Origin of the sequence: uncultured Mailhella sp. (assembly GCF_944324575.1) — a bacterium.
Taxonomy (GTDB): Bacteria; Desulfobacterota; Desulfovibrionia; order Desulfovibrionales; family Desulfovibrionaceae; genus Mailhella.
This window is the reverse complement of record NZ_CALUWV010000009.1, coordinates 15,950-39,140: the sequence shown is the minus strand read 5'-3', so window position 1 is coordinate 39,140 and position 23,191 is coordinate 15,950. Positions and strand designations below refer to the sequence as shown.

At 60.3% G+C, this 23,191-nt stretch carries 20 protein-coding genes; 9 read left to right on the top strand and 11 right to left on the bottom strand.

The genetic code is table 11. The features are described 5' to 3' along the window. The first annotated feature begins 295 nt into the window (after positions 1-295). Positions 296-1,417 (top strand): nitronate monooxygenase, encoded by a 1,122-nt coding sequence (locus Q0J81_RS02230; RefSeq protein ID WP_294445800.1) that lies wholly within the window; start codon positions 296-298, stop codon positions 1,415-1,417. Positions 1,418-1,431: 14 nt separating this feature from the next. Here the strand turns inward: Q0J81_RS02230 and Q0J81_RS02225 are convergent, their stop codons facing one another. Then, positions 1,432-1,629 (bottom strand): hypothetical protein, encoded by a 198-nt coding sequence (locus tag Q0J81_RS02225; protein WP_294445798.1) that lies wholly within the window; start codon positions 1,627-1,629, stop codon positions 1,432-1,434. A 41-nt stretch (positions 1,630-1,670) separates the two neighbouring features. Between Q0J81_RS02225 and Q0J81_RS02220 the strand changes: the two genes are divergently transcribed. The 3 genes from Q0J81_RS02220 (at position 1,671) to Q0J81_RS02210 (ending at position 4,511) form a co-directional block, all read left to right on the top strand. Further along, positions 1,671-2,354 (top strand): flavodoxin family protein, encoded by a 684-nt coding sequence (locus tag Q0J81_RS02220; protein WP_294445797.1) that lies wholly within the window; start codon positions 1,671-1,673, stop codon positions 2,352-2,354. Next, the gene (locus Q0J81_RS02215; protein ID WP_294445796.1) at positions 2,351-3,475 is read left to right on the top strand and encodes an MBL fold metallo-hydrolase; all 1,125 of its coding nucleotides are present in this window, start codon (positions 2,351-2,353) and stop codon (positions 3,473-3,475) included. Before Q0J81_RS02220 ends, Q0J81_RS02215 begins: the two co-directional genes overlap by 4 nt. Positions 3,476-3,593: 118 nt before the next feature. After that, on the top strand, positions 3,594-4,511 hold the full coding sequence (locus tag Q0J81_RS02210; protein WP_294445795.1) for an AraC family transcriptional regulator: 918 nt from the start codon (positions 3,594-3,596) through the stop codon (positions 4,509-4,511). 241 nt (positions 4,512-4,752) lie between these two features. On the opposite strand, the gene Q0J81_RS02205 is transcribed toward Q0J81_RS02210, so the two are convergent. The 9 genes from Q0J81_RS02205 to Q0J81_RS02165 form a co-directional block, all read right to left on the bottom strand. Next, the gene (locus tag Q0J81_RS02205; RefSeq protein ID WP_294445794.1) at positions 4,753-5,403 is read right to left on the bottom strand and encodes a flavodoxin; all 651 of its coding nucleotides are present in this window, start codon (positions 5,401-5,403) and stop codon (positions 4,753-4,755) included. Between the two features lie 131 nt (positions 5,404-5,534). Then, positions 5,535-6,395, bottom strand: a complete 861-nt coding sequence (locus tag Q0J81_RS02200; protein WP_294445793.1) for a carboxymuconolactone decarboxylase family protein — start codon at positions 6,393-6,395, stop codon at positions 5,535-5,537. Between the two features lie 398 nt (positions 6,396-6,793). Beyond that, entirely contained in the window at positions 6,794-7,141 is a 348-nt protein-coding gene (locus Q0J81_RS02195; RefSeq protein ID WP_294445792.1) for a DsrE family protein, read from the bottom strand. A 17-nt stretch (positions 7,142-7,158) separates the two neighbouring features. Continuing rightward, complete coding sequence (gene htpG / locus Q0J81_RS02190; RefSeq protein WP_294445791.1) at positions 7,159-9,174, bottom strand: molecular chaperone HtpG; 2,016 nt, start codon at positions 9,172-9,174, stop codon at positions 7,159-7,161. A gap of 353 nt (positions 9,175-9,527) precedes the next feature. Next, on the bottom strand, positions 9,528-10,268 hold the full coding sequence (locus tag Q0J81_RS02185; protein ID WP_294445790.1) for a DUF4851 domain-containing protein: 741 nt from the start codon (positions 10,266-10,268) through the stop codon (positions 9,528-9,530). Between the two features lie 372 nt (positions 10,269-10,640). Further along, a complete protein-coding gene (locus Q0J81_RS02180) occupies positions 10,641-11,585 on the bottom strand; it encodes a TIM44-like domain-containing protein (RefSeq protein ID WP_294445789.1) in 945 nt (314 codons plus the stop codon). 139 nt (positions 11,586-11,724) lie between these two features. After that, complete coding sequence (locus tag Q0J81_RS02175; RefSeq protein WP_294445788.1) at positions 11,725-12,468, bottom strand: sulfite exporter TauE/SafE family protein; 744 nt, start codon at positions 12,466-12,468, stop codon at positions 11,725-11,727. 650 nt (positions 12,469-13,118) lie between these two features. Continuing rightward, positions 13,119-14,714, bottom strand: a complete 1,596-nt coding sequence (locus Q0J81_RS02170; RefSeq protein ID WP_294445787.1) for a (Fe-S)-binding protein — start codon at positions 14,712-14,714, stop codon at positions 13,119-13,121. 10 nt (positions 14,715-14,724) lie between these two features. After that, positions 14,725-15,645, bottom strand: coding sequence for a respiratory nitrate reductase subunit gamma (locus Q0J81_RS02165; protein ID WP_294445786.1), 921 nt, complete (start codon positions 15,643-15,645; stop codon positions 14,725-14,727). Between the two features lie 353 nt (positions 15,646-15,998). Between Q0J81_RS02165 and cobA the strand changes: the two genes are divergently transcribed. The 5 genes from cobA to lpxB all read left to right on the top strand — a co-directional run bounded on the left by cobA (position 15,999) and on the right by lpxB (position 21,099). Then, positions 15,999-17,519, top strand: coding sequence for a uroporphyrinogen-III C-methyltransferase (gene cobA, locus Q0J81_RS02160; RefSeq protein WP_294445785.1), 1,521 nt, complete (start codon positions 15,999-16,001; stop codon positions 17,517-17,519). Next, entirely contained in the window at positions 17,516-18,190 is a 675-nt protein-coding gene (gene purN, locus Q0J81_RS02155) for a phosphoribosylglycinamide formyltransferase (RefSeq protein WP_294445784.1), read from the top strand. Before cobA ends, purN begins: the two co-directional genes overlap by 4 nt. Positions 18,191-18,273: 83 nt before the next feature. Next, on the top strand, positions 18,274-18,720 hold the full coding sequence (locus Q0J81_RS02150; protein ID WP_294445783.1) for a hypothetical protein: 447 nt from the start codon (positions 18,274-18,276) through the stop codon (positions 18,718-18,720). Positions 18,721-18,995: 275 nt separating this feature from the next. Beyond that, complete coding sequence (locus Q0J81_RS02145; protein ID WP_294445782.1) at positions 18,996-19,976, top strand: nucleoside recognition domain-containing protein; 981 nt, start codon at positions 18,996-18,998, stop codon at positions 19,974-19,976. Continuing rightward, positions 19,948-21,099 (top strand): lipid-A-disaccharide synthase, encoded by a 1,152-nt coding sequence (gene lpxB, locus Q0J81_RS02140; protein WP_294445781.1) that lies wholly within the window; start codon positions 19,948-19,950, stop codon positions 21,097-21,099. Before Q0J81_RS02145 ends, lpxB begins: the two co-directional genes overlap by 29 nt. 170 nt (positions 21,100-21,269) lie before the next feature. Here the strand turns inward: lpxB and Q0J81_RS02135 are convergent, their stop codons facing one another. Then, on the bottom strand, positions 21,270-22,727 hold the full coding sequence (locus Q0J81_RS02135) for a catalase (protein ID WP_294445780.1): 1,458 nt from the start codon (positions 22,725-22,727) through the stop codon (positions 21,270-21,272). Positions 22,728-23,191 lie beyond the last annotated feature (464 nt).

Below are 23,191 nucleotides of genomic sequence, written 5' to 3'. Positions count from 1 at the left end.
TTGTCACATTCACGCAACAATGCCTTTCCACATACGTTCCAGCCTTCTTTTATCTGGGGAATCTCTGTTGAAAACGCATCAAAAAATTTTTCGCCCTTTTTTTGAAAATACCGTTAAATTTACAACTAACCGTCTGAACTGACGGCTTTTAATGCTTATCCGGTAATAACTGTATTTTTTCTTCCCCCCTTGTCATAAACCAAAAGGGGTTTTACAATGGTCCCGCTCTTAAGGACGAGCTCTTTATAACGAACAACTCCGCTTCTCTCTCAGGAGAACGGAAGGATGGTTTTTCATGTCTTTCCCTGCGTTGAAAATAGGTGACCTTGTCGCCCGCACGCCCATCGTTCAGGGCGGCATGGGCGTTGGCATATCTCTTTCCGGCCTGGCGTCCGCCGTGGCCAATGAAGGCGGCATAGGCGTCATTGCCGGCGCCATGGTGGGCATGCGTGAGCCCGACGTGGCCTCCAACCCCGTGGAAGCCAACGTACGCGCGCTGCGCCGCGAAATCGAAAAGGCCCGCGCCGCCACAAAGGGCATCATAGGCGTGAACGTCATGGTCGCACTCACCACCTTTGCGGAAATGGTGCGCACGGCCATTGAATCCCGCGCCGACGTCGTCTTTTCCGGCGCCGGACTTCCCATGGATCTGCCGAAGATCTTTCTGGATACCTGCGCGCAGAAGAAGGAAGAATTCCGCACCAAGCTCGTGCCCATCGTCTCTTCCGGACGCGCCGCCACGCTCATAGCCAAGAAATGGATGCACAAAACCGGCCTCATTCCCGACGCCTTCGTGCTCGAAGGTCCCAAGGCCGGAGGTCATCTCGGCTTTTCCGAGGAACATATCTTCGATGCTTCCTTTGCGCTCGAAAATCTGGTTTCCGGCGTAGTCGACGCCGCAAAGGCTCTGGAAGACAAGGCCGGTCGCGCCATTCCCGTCATTGCGGGCGGCGGCGTGTTCAGCGGATCGGACATTGCGAAAATGCTCTCCCTCGGCGCTTCCGGCGTGCAGATGGCCACCCGTTTCGTGGCCACCGATGAATGCGACGCCGACATGCGCTTCAAACAGGCCTATGTGAACGCGAAAGAAGAAGACGTCACCATCATCCACAGCCCCGTGGGCATGCCGGGACGGGCTCTCAGAAACGACTTCATCGAATCCGCCCGCGAAGGCAAAAGAAAACCCTTCAAATGCGTGTTCCACTGCATCAAGACCTGCGATCCCTCCACGACGCCCTACTGCATTTCCTCCGCGCTCATCAACGCCATGAAGGGCAATCTCGACAAGGGCTTCGTGTTCTGCGGCTCCAACGTGGCCAAAGTGAACAGCATTGTCTCCGTGCACGAGCTTGTGGAGACGCTGCGCCGGGAATACAACGAATACCTGGAAAAGGAACACGCCGTCGTTCCGGCCTGACCTTTTTCCGCCTTTTATCCGCCGTCCCTCCCATCTTTCAGCGGCGGACAAAAGGCAGCCTCCTGAGCAGAAAACGCCGCCTCCGGGCGGCGCTTTTCTTTTTTCCCGCGTTGCATTTCTTCCCGGCTTGAAAGAATCGGGCAATTAATCGAAAGGATAGTATCTAGCTGCACTTCCCCGTCGACGATACCGTGCAATGAAAAGGCGGCCATGCCGCCGTACGTCCTTCCCGCAAAAGCAAGAAGGAGCTCTCATGGATCGACGCAGCTTCATCAGAACATCCCTCATGGCGACGGCCGCCGCGGCGGGAAGCGCCCTTATGCACGGCGCTTTTCTGCGCACCTCTTCCGCCGTTGCCGCAGAAAACAGCAAGGAGCACGGGATGAACATACTGGTTCTTACCGGAAGTCCCCGGAGGCACGGCAATTCCAACACTCTTGCCGAACACTTCATACGAGGCGCCAGCGAGGCGGGCCACCACGTGACGCGCTTCGACGCCGCACACAGCAACGTTCATGCCTGCACCGGCTGCAACAGCTGCGGCATGAACGGCCCGTGCGTGTTCGACGATGACTTTTCCTTCGTGCGCGAGCATATCGTCGGGGCCGACCTCGTGGCCTTCGTCACGCCCATGTACTATTTCGGCATCTCCGCCCAGCTCAAGGCCGTCATCGACCGTTTCTACGCCATAAACGGATCCATTCACGTAAAAAAGCAGGCCGTGCTGCTCATGACCTACGCCAACAACTCAAAACGGAACGAAAGCCCCATACTCACCCATTACGACGTGCTTCTGGAATACCTCGGCTGGCAGGACGCCGGACGCGTCATCGCCCCCGGCGTATGGCTCGAAGGTTCCATCAACGGCACGCCCTTCCCCGAACAGGCCTACCGGCTCGGACTCGGCCTGCGCGCCGACGGAGCAGACGGCCGATGAATCGACGGAAGTTTCTCGGCATTCTTGCCGGAGGCGCCGTCACCGCGGGCGCGGGCGCAGGCGGGGTGCTGAGCTTTCTTGGTCAGGAGAAGTTCGGCGCCCTGCCCGAAGGGGAGGAGATGCGGCGCATTCTCCTTTCTCCGCACTATGCCGACGGAGAGTTCCGCAATCTCATTCCCCGCCCCGTGCTCAGCGACGGCAGCAGCTTTGTCGGAGCGCTCATCCGCTCTCTCGTGGAAAAAAAGACCGATCCCGAGCCTCCGTGCCCCGTGCCGTCCCGCACGCCCGACTTCAGCAGACTCGACGCCTCAAGGGACGCGGTGATCTGGCTCGGTCACTCCAGCTTTCTTCTCCATCTCGGAGGACGGCGTTTTCTTATCGACCCGGTATTCAGCGATCACGCCGCGCCGGTATCCTTCAGCACACGGGCCTTTGCGGGGACCACTCCCCTCACGGCGCGTGATCTGCCCCCCGTCGACGGTCTGCTCATTTCCCACGACCACTGGGACCATCTGGACTATCCCACCGTCATGGCGCTGAAGGAAAAAACAAAGATGGTCGTCTGCGGACTCGGCACGGGCGCTCATTTCAGACGATGGGGCTTTTCCCGAAGCGCCGTGCACGAGGCCGACTGGGGCGACAGCGTGGAAATCGGCAAAAACGTGCGCGTCACGCTCACCACGGCAAGTCACTACTCCGGCCGCTCTCTCACGAGAAACAGAACGCTGTGGACGGGCTTCATGCTGGAATCGACGGCAAGGCGCGTGTTCTTCAGCGGCGACAGCGGATACGGCCCGCACTTTGCCGACATAGCGCAGAGATTCGGCAGTCCGGATCTGGCGCTGCTCGACTGCGGCCAGTACAACGAACGATGGAAGTACATCCATATGACGCCGGAAGAAGCGGTGCAGGCGGCACAGGACATGGGGGCCAAAGCCTTTCTGCCGGCGCACGCGGGCAAATTCTCCCTGGCGTATCACTCCTGGGATGATCCCTTCCGCCGCGTGACCGCGGCCGCGGCAGACAAAAAGTTTTCGCTGGTCACGCCCGTCATCGGCGACGTCGTCTTCCTTGACCAGCCCATGCCGGGCTTTTCCCGCTGGTGGGAACAGATGACGTGATGCCGACTTGCCGGTACGGGCGATTTCCTGCACCGAAACGTCGGGAAACGTCCGTTCTTCTTTCAGGCAGTCCATGCCGCACCCGACAGGCATTCAGACACGCGGAGGTCATGCTTCCATGTCAAATGAACCGCAAAAAAACGCCAGAGTGCAACAGGAGCTGAAGGAAAAGCTGCTTCACTATCTGGACAGGCCCGGCATTGTCTCCACCGCCATAGGAGGACTGCACCTCGTCCGACGAGAAGAAGGCAGCACGCCCGAGCAGTGCTTTGAAAAACCGCTCGTGGGACTCGTGGTGCAGGGCACGAAACATTCCGTCATGGCCGGACAGGAATATGTGTATGCCCAGGGGCAGTCCGTGGTGGCAGGCGTCGACATGCCCATTGCCTCCTATGTGGAAAAGCCGACCCCTGAACACCCTTTTCTGTTCGTGTATCTGTATCTCGACAAAAAACTTCTCGCCTCCCTCTCCATGGAGATGAAGGACACACTTGCCCCCCGTGACGAAGAGAGTCCCGGCGTGTCCGTGGCAGATGCCGACGCCGACATCTCGGAAATGTTCCTTCGCCTCGTCACGCTTCTGGAAAAGCCGGAACAGATTCCCTTCCGCGCACCCATGATGCTACGCGAGCTTCACTATCTTCTGCTCATCAGTCCGCACGGCGGCCTGCTGCGCCAGCTCAACACCCCTGGTACGCAGAATCATCAGGTTCTGCAGGCCATCAACTGGATACACGAAAACTACAGGCATCCGCTCCGGGTGGATGATCTGGCGCGCAAGGTCAATATGTCCGCCTCCAACCTGCATCGCCACTTCAAGCTGCTCACGGGGCTCAGCCCCCTGCAGTACCAGAAGCAGCTTCGCCTCTATGAAGCACAGAGACTCATGCTTCTGGAACACGAACGGGCCTCGAGCGCCGCGATAAGCGTGGGCTACGAAAGCGTGACTCAGTTCAACAGAGAATACAAGAGAGTGTTCGGCGAACCGCCGCTTCGGGACATGAACCGGAGAAGACTGTTGTCCGGTCTGTCCTGATTGCTCATGCATCCATAAAAAAAGCCCCGGAAACGGGGCTTTTTCATAGCGGGAAAACGCTTCGGCAGTCCGGCAGCGCCGATGCACGCTACGGCGACATGGATTCCGGGAAGAAACGCCGCGCCGTCCTCAACGCGCAAGATTGTCCGCGACAGCGGCGCGCCTCATCCGAAAGCCGGGGGAAAATTCCCCCGGCCGGCGCGAAGGGCGGCCCCTGTCCAAGACTAAAAGAGGGGGGAAGCTACCGGGCCGCCGTCAGGCCGAGGCCGGTCAGCCATTCGGCCACGTCCTTTTCCGCGCCGGAAACACGGGACCCCCGCACCTCGAAGCCTTCCAGCAGGCGGGCCTGCGGGCAGAGACTGCGCAAATCCCTCTCGCTGCGCCCGAAGCGGCTGCCCTCGTGGGTGCAGAACGGAATCACGGTCTTTCCCGCCATGGGATAGCGCTCAAGCAGCGTGAAGAAGGGCATGGGCAGCGTGCCCCACCAGTTGGGATAGCCGATGAACACGGTGTCCACCTTGTCGAGTCCGTCAAGCGTGGTGGTGATGGCGGGCCGGGCGTTCGCCTCCTGCTCTTTCTTCGCCTCGTCCACCACGGCGTCGTAATCTTCGGGATAGGGCCGCTCGGTCTTCAGCTCGACCATCCGGCCGCCCACGCGGTCATGGATGAATCCCGCCAGTCTGCGGGTATTGCCGGAATGAGAAAAATAAATGATGAGCACGTTGTCTCCTCCCGCCTGAGCGGCAAAGGCGGTTCTGGCAAAAAGCGCGGACGCAGGCACCGCCAACGCTCCGAGAACCAGCGTTTTCAAGAAGGCGCGCCTTGAGGTCGAAAGGCCGCCGTCACGACGACTGAACGATTCAGGATAGGCAGAATGTTCCTTTTTCATCATGTATGCTCCAGAAAAGACCGGACGGGGGAAGGCCGCCGGAAAAAGATTGCAGGGAAAGACTGCCGTGCTTTTCACGGACAGAGGTAAACGCGAGGGGAACAGTTCTCCCGTGCGGATGAGAAGAAGGGCCCCTACTTCGCTGCGGGTGCGGCGGGCGCGACGGCGTTCACGCAGGCAAGGGCGTTCAGCGTGCGGGGAAAGCCGATGTAGGGCAGGCTCTGGGCCAGCGCGTCGATCATGTTCTCTCTGGTGTTGCCCACGGCAAGGTTGCCCTGCACGTGGGAACGAACCTGCGCGTCGCATCCGCCGAAGGCGCTGATGACGGAGAAGGTCAGAAGCTCCCGCATTTTCAGATCCAGTCCCTTTCGGGTGTAAATGTCGCCGAAGCACCAGGAGGAAAGATAGTTCTGAACAATGGCCTTCTGATCTTCCGGCGAGGTTTCGTGCATGGTGTCTATGGCGTCGCCGAAAATGGACTTCTGTACGGCAAGGCCGTCGGTGTAGCGCGTCTGCTCCGTTACGGTGCCCTGTGCTTCCAGAGGAAGAGCAATGCCCTGCTGCGTGAACACCTCGTTCATGAGGCGAAGCGCGGCTTCGGCGCGGGAAAAGCCCACGTACGGCGCGCACTGGTACACGGCCTCGCGTATCTCCACGGGGCTCGCACCCACGCGGAGCGCGGCGGTTACGTGCGTTTTGAAGTCATCCAGCGTCTGACCGGCAACGAGCACCACCAGCGTGACGAGTTCCCGCTGTGCGTCGGAAAGCGTGCCGTGATCCGCAATTTCTCCGTAGAGAAGTCTGTCGCGCATGGCGGCGAACTCGGGATCGGTGGCGGAGAGCGACGACGTTTCCGTGCCGAGGAACTTCTGCATGTTTCTTGCCGCTGCGGCTCGTCTGTCGAGAACTTCTTCCGAAGAGGCAAGAGCCACGGAAGAAGAGAACATGGTCATTCCCGCAAGAAGCATGGTTCCAAGAGCGCCGACTTTCTTCATAAGAGAACTCCCTTGCCCGGTGAAGAGAACACTTCCTTCACCATGGCGATTTAACATGAAATGCCTGTCCATGCCGTCGTACGGCAACGCGCTGCGTCGCATCCGTATTCCCGGCCTTTCGGGTTCATGGTCAGAATAGCAGGAACCGTGCAGGCCTCCAGATACGATTCTCTTTACTTCTTGCCCGATAGTGCCTGCCGCAGGATTTTCCGGCTGCTGCCGGGACACAGGCCGAAACGTCCGCCCTTTTTTCATGAAAAGGCACGCCCCGGAGCTCCCCCTCAAAAGCTCCTTTGCCGGAGAATGCGGCTCCAAAGATTAAAAAAAAGCGGAGCGGATTTCTCCGCCCCGTCAGAGGTATGGGCAAATGTGGCGTGCGCTGCCGCAGACAGGACGGTCTACGGACGCAGGAAGGCAAAGCCCTCGCGCTGAAGCTTCACGATTTCCACTACGCCCGCGGGCACGACTTCACAGCCTTCCCACAGATCGGCACGGGATATGTTAAACGTAGTCAGCGCATTGTTGCACAGCCTGATGGAAAGCCCTTCGGCCATGAGCTTCGCGCCGCGTTCGGCAAGCGCCTTGTTTTCGCGGGTGAAGAGCTGCACGGCCGGACCGTTGGCCACCATGACCACGCGAAATTCCTCGCCCGGCAGACCGGCACGGTAGTTGGCCACGTTGTTGAAAGCGAGATTGAGACGGGCGGGATCGTTGTCGTCCACGTGAATGAGAAGGTCGTAGTACATGGGCTTTCTCCTTGAGGTTACTTGCGCAGGTCGGAATACCAGCCCGCAGCCTGACGCAGCAGGCGCATGCTGCGCTCGGCCATGGCAAAGGGCTCGTTCATGTAGCCGTCGAGCAGAAGCGTAGTGTCGAACAGGGCGTTCACCATGTCCTTGAAGGTGTCGTCCTCCGCCCCTTCCCTGCAGATGCGCATGAGAGAGCGCACAAGTGCGTTGTCGGGATTGAGTTCAAGAATCTTCTGCGGGATGCCGTCGGTCTTCTGCATGACGCGCATGAGCTTTTCCATGGACGACGTCACGCCGTCGGGCGACACGAGGCAGGCCGCTGCGTCGATGGGGCGGGTGGCTGCGCGCACGTCCTTCACCTGATCGCCGAGAATGGTCTTCACGGCGCTTATGAGGGCGTCAAGCTCCGGCTTTTGCTCTTCGGACAGGGGTTCGGGCTTCGGCTCGGCGTTTTCCACATCGGGGAAGGCGTCCAGCGCTCCGGCTTCGGCAAGCTCCACGGACTTGAAGGGATGCTTCTGGTACTCCATGATGGCTTCGAGCGCGAACTCATCCACCGGATCGGTGAGGTACAGCACTTCCAGCCCCTTGCGGCGGAACTGTCCGAGGTGAGGATTGACCTTTGCCGCTTCCATGGACGAGGCGGCCACGTACCAGATTTCCTTCTGGTCGGGCTTCATGCGGGAAACGTAGTCGTCAAGACTCGTGAACTTGTCTTCCTGAGCTGTGGAATAGTAACGCAGCAGCGGAGCCACGCGGTCGCGGTACTGATAGCTGTCGAAACCGAACTTGATGTACTTGCCGTGCAGCTTCCATATCGTCTCGTACTTCTCGGGATCGTTCTTGGCCAGGCGCTCGAAATGAGTGAGGAGCTGACGCGTGATGGTCTGGCCTATCTTGCGCAGCACCACGTTTTCCTGCAGAGTTTCGCGGGAAATGTTGAGCGGAAGATCCTCGGTGTCCACTACGCCCTTCATGAAGGCGAAGTAGCTGGGCAGAAGCTCCTTGTTGTGGCGGTCTATGAGTACGCGGCGCACGTAAAGATCCGGCCCCCATTCGTCCTTGCGCTCGTCAAAGACGTCCACGGTGCTGCCGGGAATATAGAGCAGGCAGTTGAACTGCACGGGTGCGTCAACGGAAAAGTGAATGACGTCCAGAGGTTCCTTCTGATCGTAGGTAAGGAACTTGTAGAACTCGTTGTACTGTTCCTTCGTGATGGAGAACTTGGGCTCGCGCCACAGCGCCGCCGTGGTGTTGACGCGCTCTCCGTCAAGCTGGATGGCAAAGGGCAGGAAGTTGGAATGCTTGCGGATGATGCCCTCAAGACGGAACTTTTCCTCGTACTCGTGCGCTTCATCGCGGAGGAAAATTCTGATGCAGGTGCCGCGCTTCACGCCTTCAGCTTCCGCGCCTTCCAGCGTGCGGATGGTGAAGCTGCCCGTGCCGTCGGACGTCCACACGTGCGGTACGCCGTCGCCCGTGGCGGACACGGAGGTGACTTCCACCTTCTTCGCCACCATGAACACGGAATAGAAGCCTATGCCGAAACGACCGATGATCTGGGAAGCATCGTCGGGCTTGCTGTCGTCGTGCTCGACGATGGGCTCTTCGGCATTGATGGACTTTTCTTCGTCCTCATCGTCAGCCTTCGTCTCTTCGGCGGGCTTTTCCTCGTCGGCAGGCTTTGCCGCGGCCTTTTCCGCCTCGCGAGCCTTCAGAAATTCTTCGGAACCGGAACGGGCGATGGTGCCGAGGTTGTCGATCAGTTCCTGTTCCGTCATGCCTATGCCGGTATCGGCAACAGTAATGACATGGTTGTCCTTGTCCGTGGTGATGCGGATTTCAAGCGGCAGCTCGGGATCGCGTACCTCAGCTCCCGTGGTCTGAAGAAAGCGCACCTTCTCCAGGGCGTCGGAGGCGTTGGAAAGAAGTTCACGAAGGAATATCTCGTGATTGGTATACAGGGAATGGGTAAGAATGTTGAGCAGCTTGCACGTTTCCGCGCGAAACTGATGGGTGGTTTCCGCCATGAGATGGCCTCCTGATATGCTTCCGGACCTGCGGATTCGCCGCCGACCGGTCATGACTGAATGAAGGGCCCGACTGCGTGCGGGCCCAACAGTCACATAAGACGCCGGTCCGCCAAGTCAAGAGCATGGGCGAGAAAAAAGGCCGGTTCCCCGTGCGAGACGGAGAAACCGGCCGCGTTCCGCAAAAGATGAAGCCCCCCATTCCATGCCCGGAGGAAGCGGAAAACGCGCCGTCCTCCCTTCGGTCATTTTGCCCTGAACATCCCGCCTCGCACGACTATCCCGGGCAATCGCTCCGGTTACCGGGAGACTTCCGCACGACGAAGGACAGGAAAGTCACCTTTGCATGCCGATTAAAACGGATATTCCATGGTGGATCCGAGCACGACGCCGAGCAGATTCGACGATATGCCTTCATGCCCCCAGGCGTAGGGCCGCACGCCGGAAACGGGAATGTCTCCGTTTTCACCGAATCGCGCCGAAAAGGCCGTGTCCGCACGCTGAACAAAGGCGCGAAGCTGCGCGTCGTCCACGATGGGACAGCGTTCAGAGGCATACGGCTCGCGATATTCCACAAGAAGCTTGCATTCTCCGTTGTTCACGATCCACTCGTACTGACTGACGAACACGCCTGCTGTCCAGCCCTTGCCGCTTCTGTCGAACGCCCCCATCCACGGATCGAGCTGCACGGGACGGATGAACACCCGCTGCGTCACGCTGCCCGGCCTGTCGCCGCCGCAACGGTACAGCACGGGAAGAAACTCAAGGTTGGTTTCCATGATGCCGGGATACCAGTGCCGGGAACCGGCGTCGGCCAGCGCCACGGCGAGCTGCGCACCGTCTCTGGCGCTCAGGCAGTACCACACCGTGCCGGGATCCGTGCGCGGAAGCTGCCGTTCCCCTGACAGCATGACGGACATCTTGCCCTGAGCCACGGTGGTGAACCCGGGCGACGCCTTCACCGCCACGGTGGGACGGGCCGTGGATTCAAAGGTCGCCGTTTCGCCGGAACCGCGAACGAAAAACCAGTCGGCACAGGCAGCAGAAGGAACCGACAAAGCCAGAAAAGCCAAAAGAGAAAGCAATCTTTTCATGACGCGCTCTCCGTGTTTCTTGCCCGGATCATCCCGGAACAGTCCCCACACTAGCAGAACACCCATGATAAGGGAGCGCCGCAGACCCCAGGCAGCCGTGAGTAATCATGGCAAAACGCTGATACTAACTTCTTTTGTGCAAACGGCAACGGGAACACACTCCAAAGCCCGTCGTTCCGTGCTCCGGGAGCGTGTTCCATCATCCGCTTCTGCTCCGGAAACGTCTTCGGCAGTATCCTCGCAGGTCAGACAGGCCTTCGGTGCGGCACGACGTCAGAAAAGAACGCAAAAAAGCCGGTCTCCCCGAAACGGAGAAACCGGCTGTCTGTTCATCATGAAAAGGCGCGTCCGAAACGCCCTTTTCTCAAGCTGCTAGGCAAGCTGCTGAATGCCGTCGAGCTTCCAGCTGTCGCCCTCGGCTCTGGAGCACACAAAATGCCATACCTCGCGTACCTGCTCGGGACGGGCAGCACGCTGATCTTCGCGCATGAGCACGTCGAAGTACACGGCCACGCGGCGCAGATCGCCCTCGTCGCGCACTTCGATGACCGAAGCGTTCACGAGCAGAATCTCGGTCTTGCCGGGCTCGGGATCGGTCTTGAGCTGCTCACGAAGCTCGCGCATGACGTCTTCAGTGGCAAAGTTGGCGATGTCGTCAAGGTCACGACGATCCCACGAGGCCTGAAGGCGCGTATAGGCTGCCTTGGCTCCGCGCAGGAATTCATCCTGATCGAAGTCGGCGGGAAGCACCACTTCGCCTTCTCCCTGTTCCGCTGCCTGCTGCACAGGCTGCTGAGAACGCAGACTGTCCCAGGCACCGCCCTGGCTGTACTGTCCGGAGGCTTCCTGTCTGCGGGGAGCCTCATAGCTCTGATAGGTCTGACGGCTGTCGGCATCGCTCTGACCTGAGCGGAAACGACGGAACAGCTTGACGCCGAAGTATACGAGCAGACCGAGAATGATCAGATTGAACACGCCGCCGAGCATTCCGGCGCCCATGCCGTGACCGCCCAGAAGACTGCCGAGGAACGTACCGGCAAGAAGACCGCCGAACAGACCGCCCAGAAGACCGGTGTTGCTGCGCGCCATGGTGGCCGCGCCGCCGTTCGCCGTGCTGGCCATGGGAGCCTGACGCTGCACGGACGACGAGCCGCCGCGGAATGCACCCGAGGGAGGCGTGGCCGGACGACTCATGATGGAGGAACTGCCGAAGCTCCGCCCGCCGCCGATACGCGCGGCTTCCGCATAATCGGGCATGGCAAAGGAAAGCGTGGCCAGACAGGCAGCGCAGAGGGCAAAGGTTTTCCACTTGTTCATGTTTTTTCCTTGTTGGCTGAGTTATCGACTTTCCGGCCATGCCGTGCAGGCCGGGTACAGTCAGCATTACCATAATCACGAAATCCGCCCTTGGGAAGGGGGAAACGGGATGTTTCAGGTAAAGGATAACGCGGAATTGTTACCATCCCATGGCACGAACGAATAAAATGACGGCGGCCACGGCCAGAAAGACCAGCACGATGCGCTGAAAAAGCTTCTGATCTATGCGTCGTCCGAGGCGCACGCCCGCAACCTGACCGATGAAGCAGCCCGCAACGCCGGCAAGCGACACCTGAAGGAGCGGAACCGTATACAGTCCGGCAACGGCCTGAGAAACGACGGACGCTATGCCCGTGAACAGATAGAACACGCTCATGTTGCCGCGCGCCCTGTCGGGGGACCAGTGCTTCATAAGCACGTAAATGCCGAGCGGCGCGCCCACCATGGCTACGGAACCGCTCACGAAACCGCAGATGAAGCCCGCGCCCACGCCCACGATCGTGGAATCCGGCAGACGATAGGCTGCCGCCTTGCGAAAAAGCTGCATGGTAATGAAGCAGGCCAGCATGGCGCAGACCATGAGCTGCAGAACCTGCATGGACGCGATGCGAAGCACGAGCGCGCCCACGAAGCAGCCAGGCACGGCGCCGATGACAAGATCCCGTATTTCCCTCCAGCAGCAGGCCTTGCGGTAGGAATAGGAAAGATGAATCGTTCCGTACAATCCCGTGAGGCAGGACACCAGTACGGCTTCGCCGGGAGTGATGACCGCCGTCATGAGCGGCATGGCCACCATGATGGCTCCTATGCCCGTAGCGCCTCCGACAACACCGCCGAACAACCAGCCCAGCGCGACCATGAAACAGGTCCAGACAAAATCCATAGTGTCCCCCTCCCGCAAGCCTTGCGTTCATCTGACGCCGTCCGGGAAAGATGCGTCAAATTTACCTGAGTTATACTCTACCTATTTTGCACTGTCCACAACCGGAGGGCGTAAAAACGTTTGTCTGCGGGCTTTTTGCGCAAAAGGCGGACGGAATATGCCCGCGCATGCATGAGCCGACAGAACAAAAGCACCCTTTATCCTCCGGCGTTGCGTCTGCACGCATGACGGCACGGCATTCCGAGTCATCCCACCTGCGGCGCGCAAACATGGCGTCCTTTCCCGCACGCGCGCCCTCCGGCCACGGGGCCAGGGGCACTCCCCGGGACGCCGCAGCAAAGCGCCCTGCAAAAGAGCGCGCCGTCACGGAGGCAGCTCCGCCTTGCAACGGAAGAGGCAGAGAAGAGTAGGAAGAACACGGGGCATTGTCGCCTTTGTCTGTGCGTCGTCGGAGCAATTCGACGCCTGCCAATGCCCTGCACCGCAACGGAATAGGCAGCATACTCCGGGGCTTCTCTCCCTTCCGGCTTCTGCACGCAGCGCGCAAAGGCATGGAGAATACCGCATGAAGAGCACAGAAAAAGGGCGGGAACCGAAGCTCCCGCCCTTTCGCGTTCAGGGGAGGAAGAGCCTTCCTCCCGCCGTTGTCATTATTCTTCTTCCCACTTGATGAAGCCGGGCTTCACGTCGGTCATGGCGTTGACGATGAGCTCGACAAGGCCGCCGTACTGCATGCCGTTCTTCTCAAGGAGGTTGTTCTGTTCAAGAAGTTCACGGATCTGGCCCTTGCAGTTGGAGCAGGGAGCACAGATGTACTTCTTGACTTCAGGACCGAGGCAGTCCTTGAAGGCGCCGCAGATCTGTTCCATCTTTTTGCGGCCGGTGATGTTCATGCGCCATTCGTTGATGTTGTTGCGCGTCATGATGGCGAAGCCGGAACCGCCGCCGCAGCAGTAGTTTTCCACACCGTGGGGGGTCATTTCGCGGAACTGCGGGCAGATGGCGTGCAGGACGTCGCGCTGAGGCTTCACCACGCCCATGAGACGCACCAGGTTGCAGGGGTCATGCAGGGTCACGGGGAAGTTGTTGCGGCTGGGGTCGAGCTTGAGACGACCGCCGAGCACGATGTCGCGCAGCACGGGGAAGCAGCTTTCGCGGGGGATGTTCAGATCGGGGGGCAGGATGCGGTCGGCGATGACGGTGAGAGCCTTGTGGGCGTGACCGCATTCGCCGAGCACGATCTTCTTGACGCCGAGCTTCTTGGCGGCCTCGGCGTGCTTGATGGCCACGCGGGCGGCCTGCACGTCGTCGTAGAACACGCCGTAGTTCACGGAGTCGTAGCCGGCGATTTCGGAGCTCAGGGTCCAGGACAGACCGGCGGCTTCAAAGATAAGGGAGAAGGCCGCGATGTTGTCGGGCCAGGCGAGCATTTCGCCGGCGTTGTGGATGAGCAGAATGTCGGCGTTCGGCACGTCCCAGGGGGTCTTGAATTCGTATTCCGTGGTCTCGACGTAGTCTTCGTCGATGAATTCCACGGTTTCCTGCACGACTTCGGGATTCATGCCGGTGGAGGAACCGACCTCGAGCTGGAGCTTGGTGCCCTTTTCATGCAGTTCGCGGGGGTTCCAGCCGAATTCCTGGCTGAAGAGCTTGCGCAGTTCGCGGGCGATGAGGCCGTTGTCCACGCCGATGGGGCAGACCTGGGCGCAGCGGCGGCACAGGTTGCAGCGGTAGGAAAGCTCGGCCAGACGCACGACGGTCTTCCAGTTGAGCTCGGTGTCGCCGTAACGCCACTTGGCGAGGGGTTCCTTCTTCACATACTGCTTGTAGATGCGGCGGAACAGCTCGGAGCGGAAGTTCGGACGATACATTTCATGCTCGTTGGACATCTCGTACAGATGGCAGGCGGCAGAGCAGGAGTTGCACTGCGCGCAGTAGTCCATGGTGGTGTCGAGCATGGCGAGGCAGGTCCAGTTGTTCTCGGGCGTGAAGAGCTTGCGCACGCCTTCAAGGAAGCGATTGACGATCTCTTCTTCCTCGGCCTTGGTCTGAGGCACGGGAATGAGCAGAACGTTGATGTCGTCCAGAAGGCAGCAGTACTGCTTCTTCTGAGCGTCGGTGATGACTTTCCAGGGGAAGGTCTGGTAGTCGACGGGCATGGGGCGGAGGGTATTCACGTCAACCGTGGTGAGCAGCCCTTCTTCCCTCGACAGATCGTTGAAGGTAAGTTCCTGCGAAGTTTTCATGTGCGGCTCCTTAATCCTGCTTCTCGGGGTTGGAAGTGGCAACCTCTGCCCAGGTCTTCTTGCCATCACCCTGAACATGAGGGGCACGCCAGCTGACGGGCAGGTTCAGGTTGTTGGCAATCTGCTTCTGCAGCTTGGGGTTGTTGACGGCGGGAGCGTCGCCCCAGCGGATGTCGTGCCAGGTGAAGTACTTCATGAACAGGTGGCCGAGGAAGCTGTAGGGCACCCAGAAGAACATGAAGAAGCCGAGCAGCAGGTAAAGCACGTAGAGGGGAGTCAGCTCCATGGCGGTGAAGGTGAACATGCCGTAGATGAAGCTGTTGCCCATGAGGGCGAAATCATACACGCCGTGGCCGAGGCAGAGCATGAGGCCGAAGAGGCCGTAGATGCCGAAGAGGCCAAGGTTGAAGAAGTGTTCGTTGGTGGTGTACTTGCGCAGACCCTTGTCGCACAGACGGCGCTGAATGAGGCCGACGGCGCCGAACAGGATGCCGGCAAAGCCGAACACGTCGCAAAGCACGGTGACGACGGTGCAGAAGGTCACGAAGCCTTCGGCTCCGGCAAGCATGCCGAGGGAGGAAAGCACAGTCATGCCCATGGCGCCGATGAGCAGATACAGACCGATGTGGAAGGGATAGGTGCGCACCCAGAGCGTGCGGTTGTGTTCCCACACGGCCTTGAGGAACAGAGCTTCGATGAGGAAGCCCTTGAGGGCGCCGACCATGCAGCTGCGATGCTTGTCCTTCCACCATTCGGTGTTTTCAAGGTAGCTGCCGCCGTATTCGACCTTTTCAGGGTCTTCATGCGCCACGGGATACAGTTCCCAGCGCAGATGCTGAGGTTTCTTGAGATAGCCGATGATTCTCATCAGAGCCACGGCCACGAAGGCTATAACTGCCACATAGGCCAAACAGTAGAAAAAGATGCTCATGGTTGTCTCCTGTCGCGTTGTCCGCCAACTTGCATCCTGACAGGGGCAATCTGCCCCGGCCATCATTTCCGCACCACGCTTCCATACCGCCGCCGCAACGCCCTCTTACGGATAGAAGCATAAGGAAATTATACGCTTCTCCCGGCAAAAAGCCTTGGCCGGAGCGGCAGGACCGGCGCAAGGATGCACCGGAGGAAAGCTGATGAAGATTACACCAGCAGGCGCAAAAAAACAAGCCTGCACCGGCAAGAACTTTCTCAGGGTCACAACGCGAAGGGGACGGCCCGAGGAAGGTCTTGCTCCCTAACCTATTAATAAGTACACTGCGCCTGAATTCAAGACCCGGAGGACGGATGTACGTTTATCTCATCGGCGCAGGCCCCGGCGATCCCGGCCTGCTCACCTGCAAAGGCAGAAAGGTTCTTTCTGAAGCGGACGTCGTGGTATACGACTATCTTTCCAGCGAGGAGCTCCTCGCCCTGGCCCGGCCCGATGCCGAACTCATCTATGTAGGCAAGATCGCGGGCAATCACGCCATGAAGCAGGGCGACATCAACAAGCTTCTCATCGCCAAGGCGAAGGAAGGCAAGGTGGTCGCGCGCCTCAAGGGCGGCGATCCCTACATCTTCGGCCGCGGCGGCGAAGAGGCCGAGGAACTTGTGGACGCCGGCGTTCCCTTCGAGGAAATCCCCGGCATTTCCAGTTCCATAGCCGGCCCGGCCTATGCGGGCATACCGCTCACGCACCGCGCCTGGTCCTCCTCGGTCACCATCATCACCGGTCACGAAGACCCCACCAAGCCCGGCTCCGTGCACAACTGGAACGCCCTGGCCCGCAGCGCCTCCACGCTGGTCTTTCTCATGGGCATGAAGAACCTGCCCGAAATTGCGGCCAAGCTCATGGAAGCAGGCATGGACGGCAACACGCCCGCCGCTCTGGTGTACTGGGGAACCACGAACCGTCAGCGCTCCCTTGCCTCCACGCTGGCCGATCTGCCCGACGCCGCCGTGCGTGAGGGCTTCAGCAATCCTTCCATCATTGTGGTGGGCGACGTGGTGCGCCTCAAGGACAAGCTCGACTGGTTCGAGAAAAAGCCGCTGTTCGGCCGCACCGTGGTGGTCACAAGGGCACGCGAGCAGGCGAGCGAAAGCGCCGCACTCCTGGCCGAAAAGGGGGCCCGCGTCATTCAGTTCCCCACCATCAAAATCGTGCCCATGCCCGATTATGCCGAACTCGATGAGGCGGTCGGTCATCTTTCCCGCTACGGCTGGGTCGTGTTCACCTCGGTAAACGGAGTACGATTCTTCCGTGAGCGCCTTGCCGCGCTCGGACTTGACGCCCGTGCCCTCGGCTCCGTGAAGGTGGCGGCCATAGGCCCGGCCACGGCGAAGGCCGTGGAAGCCATGGGGATACGTGCCGATCTCGTGCCCTCCTCCTATGTGGCCGAAGGCGTGGCAAAGGCCATGCTCGAGCTTGGCATGAAGGGGCAGAGAGTGCTTCTGCCCCGCGCAAGGGAAGCCCGCGACGTGCTGCCCCGTGCCCTGCGCGAGGCCGGAGCCGAAGTGGACGTCATTGCCGCCTACGAAAACGTGCCCTCCGAGGAAAACCGCGACAAGGTGATGGAAGCCCTCGAAGAAGGCAGACTTGACTGCGTAACCTTCGGTTCCTCCTCCACGGTGCGCAACTTCCTTGCCTCCATTCCTCTGGACGAGCTGAAGAAACATGACGGCGTGCGCTTTGCCGCCATAGGCCCCGTGACCGCAGAGACCATGCGTTCTCTCGGCATTGAACCCGACATTCAGTCGGAAACCTTCACCATTCCCGCCATGGTGGACGCCGTGTGCGCCGCGTTTGCGCACAAGGAGCGCGCATGACCCTCAAGCTCGGCATTCTCGCCTCGGGCAGCGGCACCAACGCCCAGGCCATGATCGACGCCGCAGAGGCCGGAAGGCTCGATGCGGACATCCGCATCATCATTGCCAACCGTCCGGGCGCACCCGTGCTCGAACGCGCCAAAAAACACGGCATCGCCCATCTGTGCCTCGACCACAAGACGTTCCCCGACCGCGAGACCTTCGATCTCAGAATGGTGGAGGAACTCAGGAAGGCAGGCGTGGACACCGTGGCCCTTGCCGGCTACATGCGCCTCGTCACCCCCGCGTTTCTCGACGCCTTCCCCGGTCGCGTGCTCAACGTCCATCCCGCCGTGCTTCCCGCCTTTCCCGGCACGCACGGCGCGCGCGACGCCTGGCAGTACGGGGCGAAGTTCAGCGGCTGCACCGTGCACATCGTGGATCCCGTCATGGACGGCGGCCCCATCATCGTTCAGGCGACGCTGCCCGTGCGTCAGGACGAGGACGACGAGGCGCTCCTGAACCGCATTCACGTGTTCGAGCACCGCATCTACGTGCAGGCCCTCGAATGGCTGGCCGAAGACCGGCTCCGTCTCGACGGACGCCGCGTTCTGCTCTCTCCCTCCGGCCGCCCGCTCGCCCCGCAGCCGGACACGGCGCTCATCTGGCCGCCCCTGGAAGAAGGTTTCTAGTTTCCTGCCCCATTGCCGGCCCTCCGGCTCACACCGCGCAAAATCCGCGCAGATACGGCTGACTTTCAGCCGAGGGAGATTGCATGAAAGCTTCCCGTCTGTTCACCTCGCTCGCCCTTTTTGCCAGCCTCTTTCTGAGCTCCGCCGCCCTCGCCGCCGACGAGGCCCCCAAAAAGGCGGAACGCCGCACCCCCGTTGTGGTGGAATTTGAAGGCAACGACAGCATAGGCGTGGCCCTCTTCAACAGCCTGCAGAAAAAGATCAACAGCACCAACCCGGCCAATCCCACCAGAGAGGCCAAGTTCCGCATTCTGCTGTCCACGGCGTCGGAATTTCCCTCCCGTCCCGGCGTAGGCTCGGTGTATGCCGTGGTGTGGACCCTCGCCCTGTCCGAAGGATCCATGGAATACTACCTTGTACGCGATCTCGGCATCGTCACGCCGGACACCGTGGACGAAGTGACCGACCGCATCGTGAGCCGTACCGACGGCGTCTCCGCCCGCTACGGCTATCTCGACCGCGACAAGTAACATCTTCCCGGCGGAGCGCTCCGAAAAGCGTCTCCGCCTCCCGGCGACCGGAAGCCCGCCCTTCCGGCGCAGAACCGCGCGGAAGAGCCTGTCACGCTCCCGCGCGGCTTTTTTTCCTGAAGGACAAAGGCACTGCTCTCCCGGCAGAGCGAAGGGGCTGGCTTTTCCTGAACACGGCCCACCTTTCCTGCGGTTCATCCCGGCCTGCAAACGCCCTTTCCGCCGCGCCTTCTGTCTGTTCAGCCCCCAATACGCCTCACGTACGGATCTTGCCCATGACTACGCTTTTCACTCAGCTTGCGGAATGCTGGCGCGACGGCCACAGAGTCGCCCTCGGCATCTTCCGCTTTCTCATACCCATCGTGCTTCTCGTCAAGCTGCTTGAGGAAAGCGGACTCATCCCGTACGTGTCCCTGCCGCTTCGCCCCGTCATGGAACTTGTGGGACTGCCTGCGGAAATGTGCCTTGCCTGGATGTCGTGCATTCTTGTGAGCATGTATTCCGGTCTCATGGTGCTCATTGCCCTTCTGCCCCAGCTGCCGGAACTCACCGTCGCGCAGATGACCGTGTTCGGCGTGCTCGTGCTCATCGCCCACAGTCTCATTCTCGAGGTGCGCATTGCCGGTCAGTGCGGCGTGTCCATGGCCTTTCAGTTCTTTCTACGTTCAGGCTCGGGCATTCTGGCGGCCTTTCTGCTGCATCTTGTTCTCGACGGATTCGGTCTGCTTCAGGAGCAGGCGACCATACTTCTTTCCGCCGGAGCCACGAGCTCCCTTGGCGCATGGTTCATTCAGCAGGCAAAAACGCTCGCGGAAATGTACGTCATCATCTGCGCCGTCATGCTGCTTCAGCGTCTGCTCGACGCCTTCCGCATTTCCGACCTGCTCGGACGTCTGCTCGGTCCCCTGCTCCGCCTGCTCGGCATTTCTCCGAAGGCCGTTTCCATCGTCATCATCGGTTTTACCATGGGCCTGCTCTACGGCAGCGGCATACTCATCAGAAACGCCCAGCAGGGCACGCTTTCCCGTCAGGACGCGCTCTGCGCCATTTCCCTTCTGGGGCTCTCCCACTCCCTCATCGAGGACACCCTGCTGCTCACCCTCGTGGGCGGCAGTCTCTGGGGACTGCTCGGCTTCCGCCTGATCTTCACGCTGGCTGCCGGTGCGCTCATCAACGCCTTCTATCCTGCCCTCCGGCGCTTTGCCGGAAGCGAAAACGAGGATTCCCATGAAAACACTGTGGATCAATGCCGGTGAAATTTCCGGCGACCTTCAGGGCGGCGCGCTGCTTTCCGCCCTGCGCGACATCACTCCGGAAGGCGACCTTCGCGTGGTGGGCATGGGCGGCGACAACCTTGCCCGCGCGGGACAGGAAAACCTGTTGCGCGTGGAAGAACTTTCCGTCATGGGCATCGTGGAGGTCATCACCAGCCTGCCGCGCATCTTCGGCCTTCTGCGCCGCATACGCCGGGAAATGACGCGCGTGCGGCCCGACGCCGTGCTGCTCATCGACGCGCCGGAGTTCAACTTCCGCGTGGCGAAAATAGCCCACGCGCTCGGCATTCCCGTGTATTACTTCATTCCTCCCAAGGTGTGGGCGTGGCGCACGGGCCGCGTAAAATTCCTGAAGGAACACGTCCGGCGCATCTTCTCCATTCTTCCCTTTGAGGTGGATTTCTACCGTGCCCACGGCATGGACGTGACGTACGTGGGCAACCCTCTGGTGGATCTTGTGAATTACGAGGGCATACGGGACGTCGCCCCCGTTCCCCACCGCATAGGGCTCATGCCCGGCAGCCGCCGCAAGGAGGTGGATTCCCTCATGCCTGCCTTTGCGGGAGCGGCGAGCCTTCTTGTGCAGAAGTTTCCCGACCTTGAATTTCACTGCGTGCGCTCTTCCAACTTTTCCGAAGAATACCTGCGCTCGCTGTGGAACAGCGACGTGCCCCTCGTCATGCACGACGGCGGCGACCGCTATCGCCTCATGCGCACCTTTCAGTGCATCATGGCTGCTTCCGGCACGGCCACGCTGGAAACGGGTCTTGCGGGCGTGCCCACGCTCGTGGCCTACAAGGTGTCGCCGCTCTCCTATCAGATCGCGCTGCGCGTCATCAAGGTGAAGTGGATCAGCCTGACCAACCTCATCATGAACCGTACCGTGTTTCCCGAACACATCGAAAAGGAGGCCGACCCCGAACCCATGGCAAGGCGCGTGGAAGACTGGCTCAATCATCCGCAGAAGCTCGAGGAAATCATCCGCGACCTTGAAGAGCTGCGCGCACGCTGCGGCAGTCGGGGCAGCGCGCTGCGCGCCGCCGAAGCACTTTCCGGAGAGCTCTTCCCGCCGCTTGCCGAACGGGAAGAGGCGCACCGCTGCTGAGCAGAGGCTCCACCTGAAAACGACGGAGCCCCCGGAAATCCGGGGGCTTTTTTGCGGAAGGCGGCGAACCGGTGCCGAACGCGCCGCCCTTTTTGGGCCTTCTCTGCTCTCCCGCCGTCAGAGACGGACTGCATCCGCCCCTTCAACGCTCAGCAAACGAAGGCCGAACTTCATATTTCTTCTTCCGGAATGCCGCAGGCACGCGCCACGCCGATGCCGTAGGACGGATCAGCCTTGAAGCAGTGTCGTATGTGCCGGAGCTTGATTTCCTTCGGCGCGTCCCCGAGCGCGCGGGCCGTGTTGCCGAAAAGAGCCTCCTGCTGCCGGGGACTCATCAGCCGGAAGAGCTTTCCGGGCTGCTCGAAGTAATCCGCGTCGTCGCAGGGATAATCCCAGCGGGCCGCGTCGCCGCTGATCTTGAGCGGCGGTTCCGCAAACTCCGGCTGCTCCCGCCATGCTCCCGTGCTGTTGGGCTCATAACTCGTATAGCTGCCGTAATTGCCGTCCACGCGCATGGCGCCGTCCCTGTGGAAGCTGTGATACGGGCAGCGGGGCCGGTTCACCGGAATCATGTTGTGATTGACCCCGAGGCGGTAGCGCTGCGCATCGCCGTAGGAAAAGAGCCGCCCCTGAAGCATCTTGTCGGGAGAAACGCCGATGCCGGGCACCAGATTGGCGGGATTGAAGGCCGCCTGCTCCACCTCGGCAAAGTAGTTTTCAGGGTTGCGGTTGAGCTCCAGCACGCCCACCTCGATGAGCGGGCAGTCCCTGTGATACCAGACCTTGGTGAGATCGAACGGATGATAGGGCAGCTTTTCGGCGTCCTGCTCGGGCATGACCTGAAAATACAGCGTCCATCGGGGGAAATCGCCCTTTTCAATGTGCTCGTAAAGGTCGCGCTGATGGCTGTCTCTGTCGCGGCCGATGAGCTCCTGCGCCTCCTCATCCGTCAGGTTTTTGATGCCCTGCTGAGTCTTGAAGTGGAATTTCACCCAGAAACGCTCGTTGTCCGCATTGATGAGACTGTAGGTGTGGCTGCCGAAGCCGTGCATATGCCGGTACGAGGCCGGAATGCCCCGGTCGCTCATAACCACGGTGATCTGATGCAGGGCCTCGGGCAGAAGCGTCCAGAAGTCCCAGTTGTCCGTGGCACTGTGCATGTTGGTGCGCGGATTGCGCTTGACCACGTGGTTCAGGTCCGGGAACTTGAGCGGATCGCGCAGGAAGAACACGGGCGTGTTGTTGCCCACCATGTCCCAGTTGCCCTGATCCGTGTAGAACTTGACGGCAAAGCCGCGGATGTCCCTCTCGGCATCCGCCGCGCCGCGCTCTCCGGCCACGGTGGAAAAGCGGGCGAACACCTCCGTCTTCTTGCCTACCTGTGCAAAAAGCGACGCCTTCGTGTACTTCGTGACGTCGTGCGTTACCGTGAACGTTCCGTACGCGCCGGAACCCTTGGCGTGCATGCGCCTTTCCGGTATGACCTCACGGTCGAAATGAGCCAGCTTCTCCTGAAACCAGACATCCTGCATCAGCATGGGACCACGGGGACCGGCAGTCAGCGCGTGATTGTTGTCGGCCACGGGCGCGCCGGCGCCGGTGGTCAGGCAGTCATTTCTGTCAGCCATATGCTTTCTCCTCTGGTTTGCGCACCGCAGGGTGCAGTTATCACCATTTCAAAGCCCTGGGCTGACGAAACCATGGCACAGTAAAACCATTTTGTAAATAGTAATAATTATCATTACTATTTAAAATGATTCATGTTATCCTTCCGGACACGCCGCAACCGGTACAATCTTGAACTACTTTTTCAATGCTTCCAAAGTGTTATGAAATAAAAAGTCGACATTCGACATAATTAAAAATGTTACGTTCTCATGTTCATGACGCCGGCAGGAGCCGACGCCCGGAAAGGCCGGTTTTCTTTCCTGTCGCCGGAAAACGCCGAGGCCGTTGCCGGGCTCGCCGCCGGCAGGAAAGAAGACCGCTCCAGCGGGCAAGTACGACGCGCCACCTGTTGCTGCCGTTCGTTGCGGCAGGAGACGGACAGCACAAAAGCCCCCGGGTCTTTCGACTCCGGGGGCCGTCGCGC

Coding starts and splice junctions, on each gene's coding strand:
- Q0J81_RS02230 (WP_294445800.1), top strand. CDS start 296: ATGTCTTTCCCTGCGTTGAAAATAGGTGACCTTGTCGCCCGCACGCCC.
- Q0J81_RS02225 (WP_294445798.1), bottom strand. CDS start 1,629: ATGGCCGCCTTTTCATTGCACGGTATCGTCGACGGGGAAGTGCAGCTA.
- Q0J81_RS02220 (WP_294445797.1), top strand. CDS start 1,671: ATGGATCGACGCAGCTTCATCAGAACATCCCTCATGGCGACGGCCGCC.
- Q0J81_RS02215 (WP_294445796.1), top strand. CDS start 2,351: ATGAATCGACGGAAGTTTCTCGGCATTCTTGCCGGAGGCGCCGTCACC.
- Q0J81_RS02210 (WP_294445795.1), top strand. CDS start 3,594: ATGTCAAATGAACCGCAAAAAAACGCCAGAGTGCAACAGGAGCTGAAG.
- Q0J81_RS02205 (WP_294445794.1), bottom strand. CDS start 5,403: ATGATGAAAAAGGAACATTCTGCCTATCCTGAATCGTTCAGTCGTCGT.
- Q0J81_RS02200 (WP_294445793.1), bottom strand. CDS start 6,395: ATGAAGAAAGTCGGCGCTCTTGGAACCATGCTTCTTGCGGGAATGACC.
- Q0J81_RS02195 (WP_294445792.1), bottom strand. CDS start 7,141: ATGTACTACGACCTTCTCATTCACGTGGACGACAACGATCCCGCCCGT.
- htpG (WP_294445791.1), bottom strand. CDS start 9,174: ATGGCGGAAACCACCCATCAGTTTCGCGCGGAAACGTGCAAGCTGCTC.
- Q0J81_RS02185 (WP_294445790.1), bottom strand. CDS start 10,268: ATGAAAAGATTGCTTTCTCTTTTGGCTTTTCTGGCTTTGTCGGTTCCT.
- Q0J81_RS02180 (WP_294445789.1), bottom strand. CDS start 11,585: ATGAACAAGTGGAAAACCTTTGCCCTCTGCGCTGCCTGTCTGGCCACG.
- Q0J81_RS02175 (WP_294445788.1), bottom strand. CDS start 12,468: ATGGATTTTGTCTGGACCTGTTTCATGGTCGCGCTGGGCTGGTTGTTC.
- Q0J81_RS02170 (WP_294445787.1), bottom strand. CDS start 14,714: ATGAAAACTTCGCAGGAACTTACCTTCAACGATCTGTCGAGGGAAGAA.
- Q0J81_RS02165 (WP_294445786.1), bottom strand. CDS start 15,645: ATGAGCATCTTTTTCTACTGTTTGGCCTATGTGGCAGTTATAGCCTTC.
- cobA (WP_294445785.1), top strand. CDS start 15,999: ATGTACGTTTATCTCATCGGCGCAGGCCCCGGCGATCCCGGCCTGCTC.
- purN (WP_294445784.1), top strand. CDS start 17,516: ATGACCCTCAAGCTCGGCATTCTCGCCTCGGGCAGCGGCACCAACGCC.
- Q0J81_RS02150 (WP_294445783.1), top strand. CDS start 18,274: ATGAAAGCTTCCCGTCTGTTCACCTCGCTCGCCCTTTTTGCCAGCCTC.
- Q0J81_RS02145 (WP_294445782.1), top strand. CDS start 18,996: ATGACTACGCTTTTCACTCAGCTTGCGGAATGCTGGCGCGACGGCCAC.
- lpxB (WP_294445781.1), top strand. CDS start 19,948: ATGAAAACACTGTGGATCAATGCCGGTGAAATTTCCGGCGACCTTCAG.
- Q0J81_RS02135 (WP_294445780.1), bottom strand. CDS start 22,727: ATGGCTGACAGAAATGACTGCCTGACCACCGGCGCCGGCGCGCCCGTG.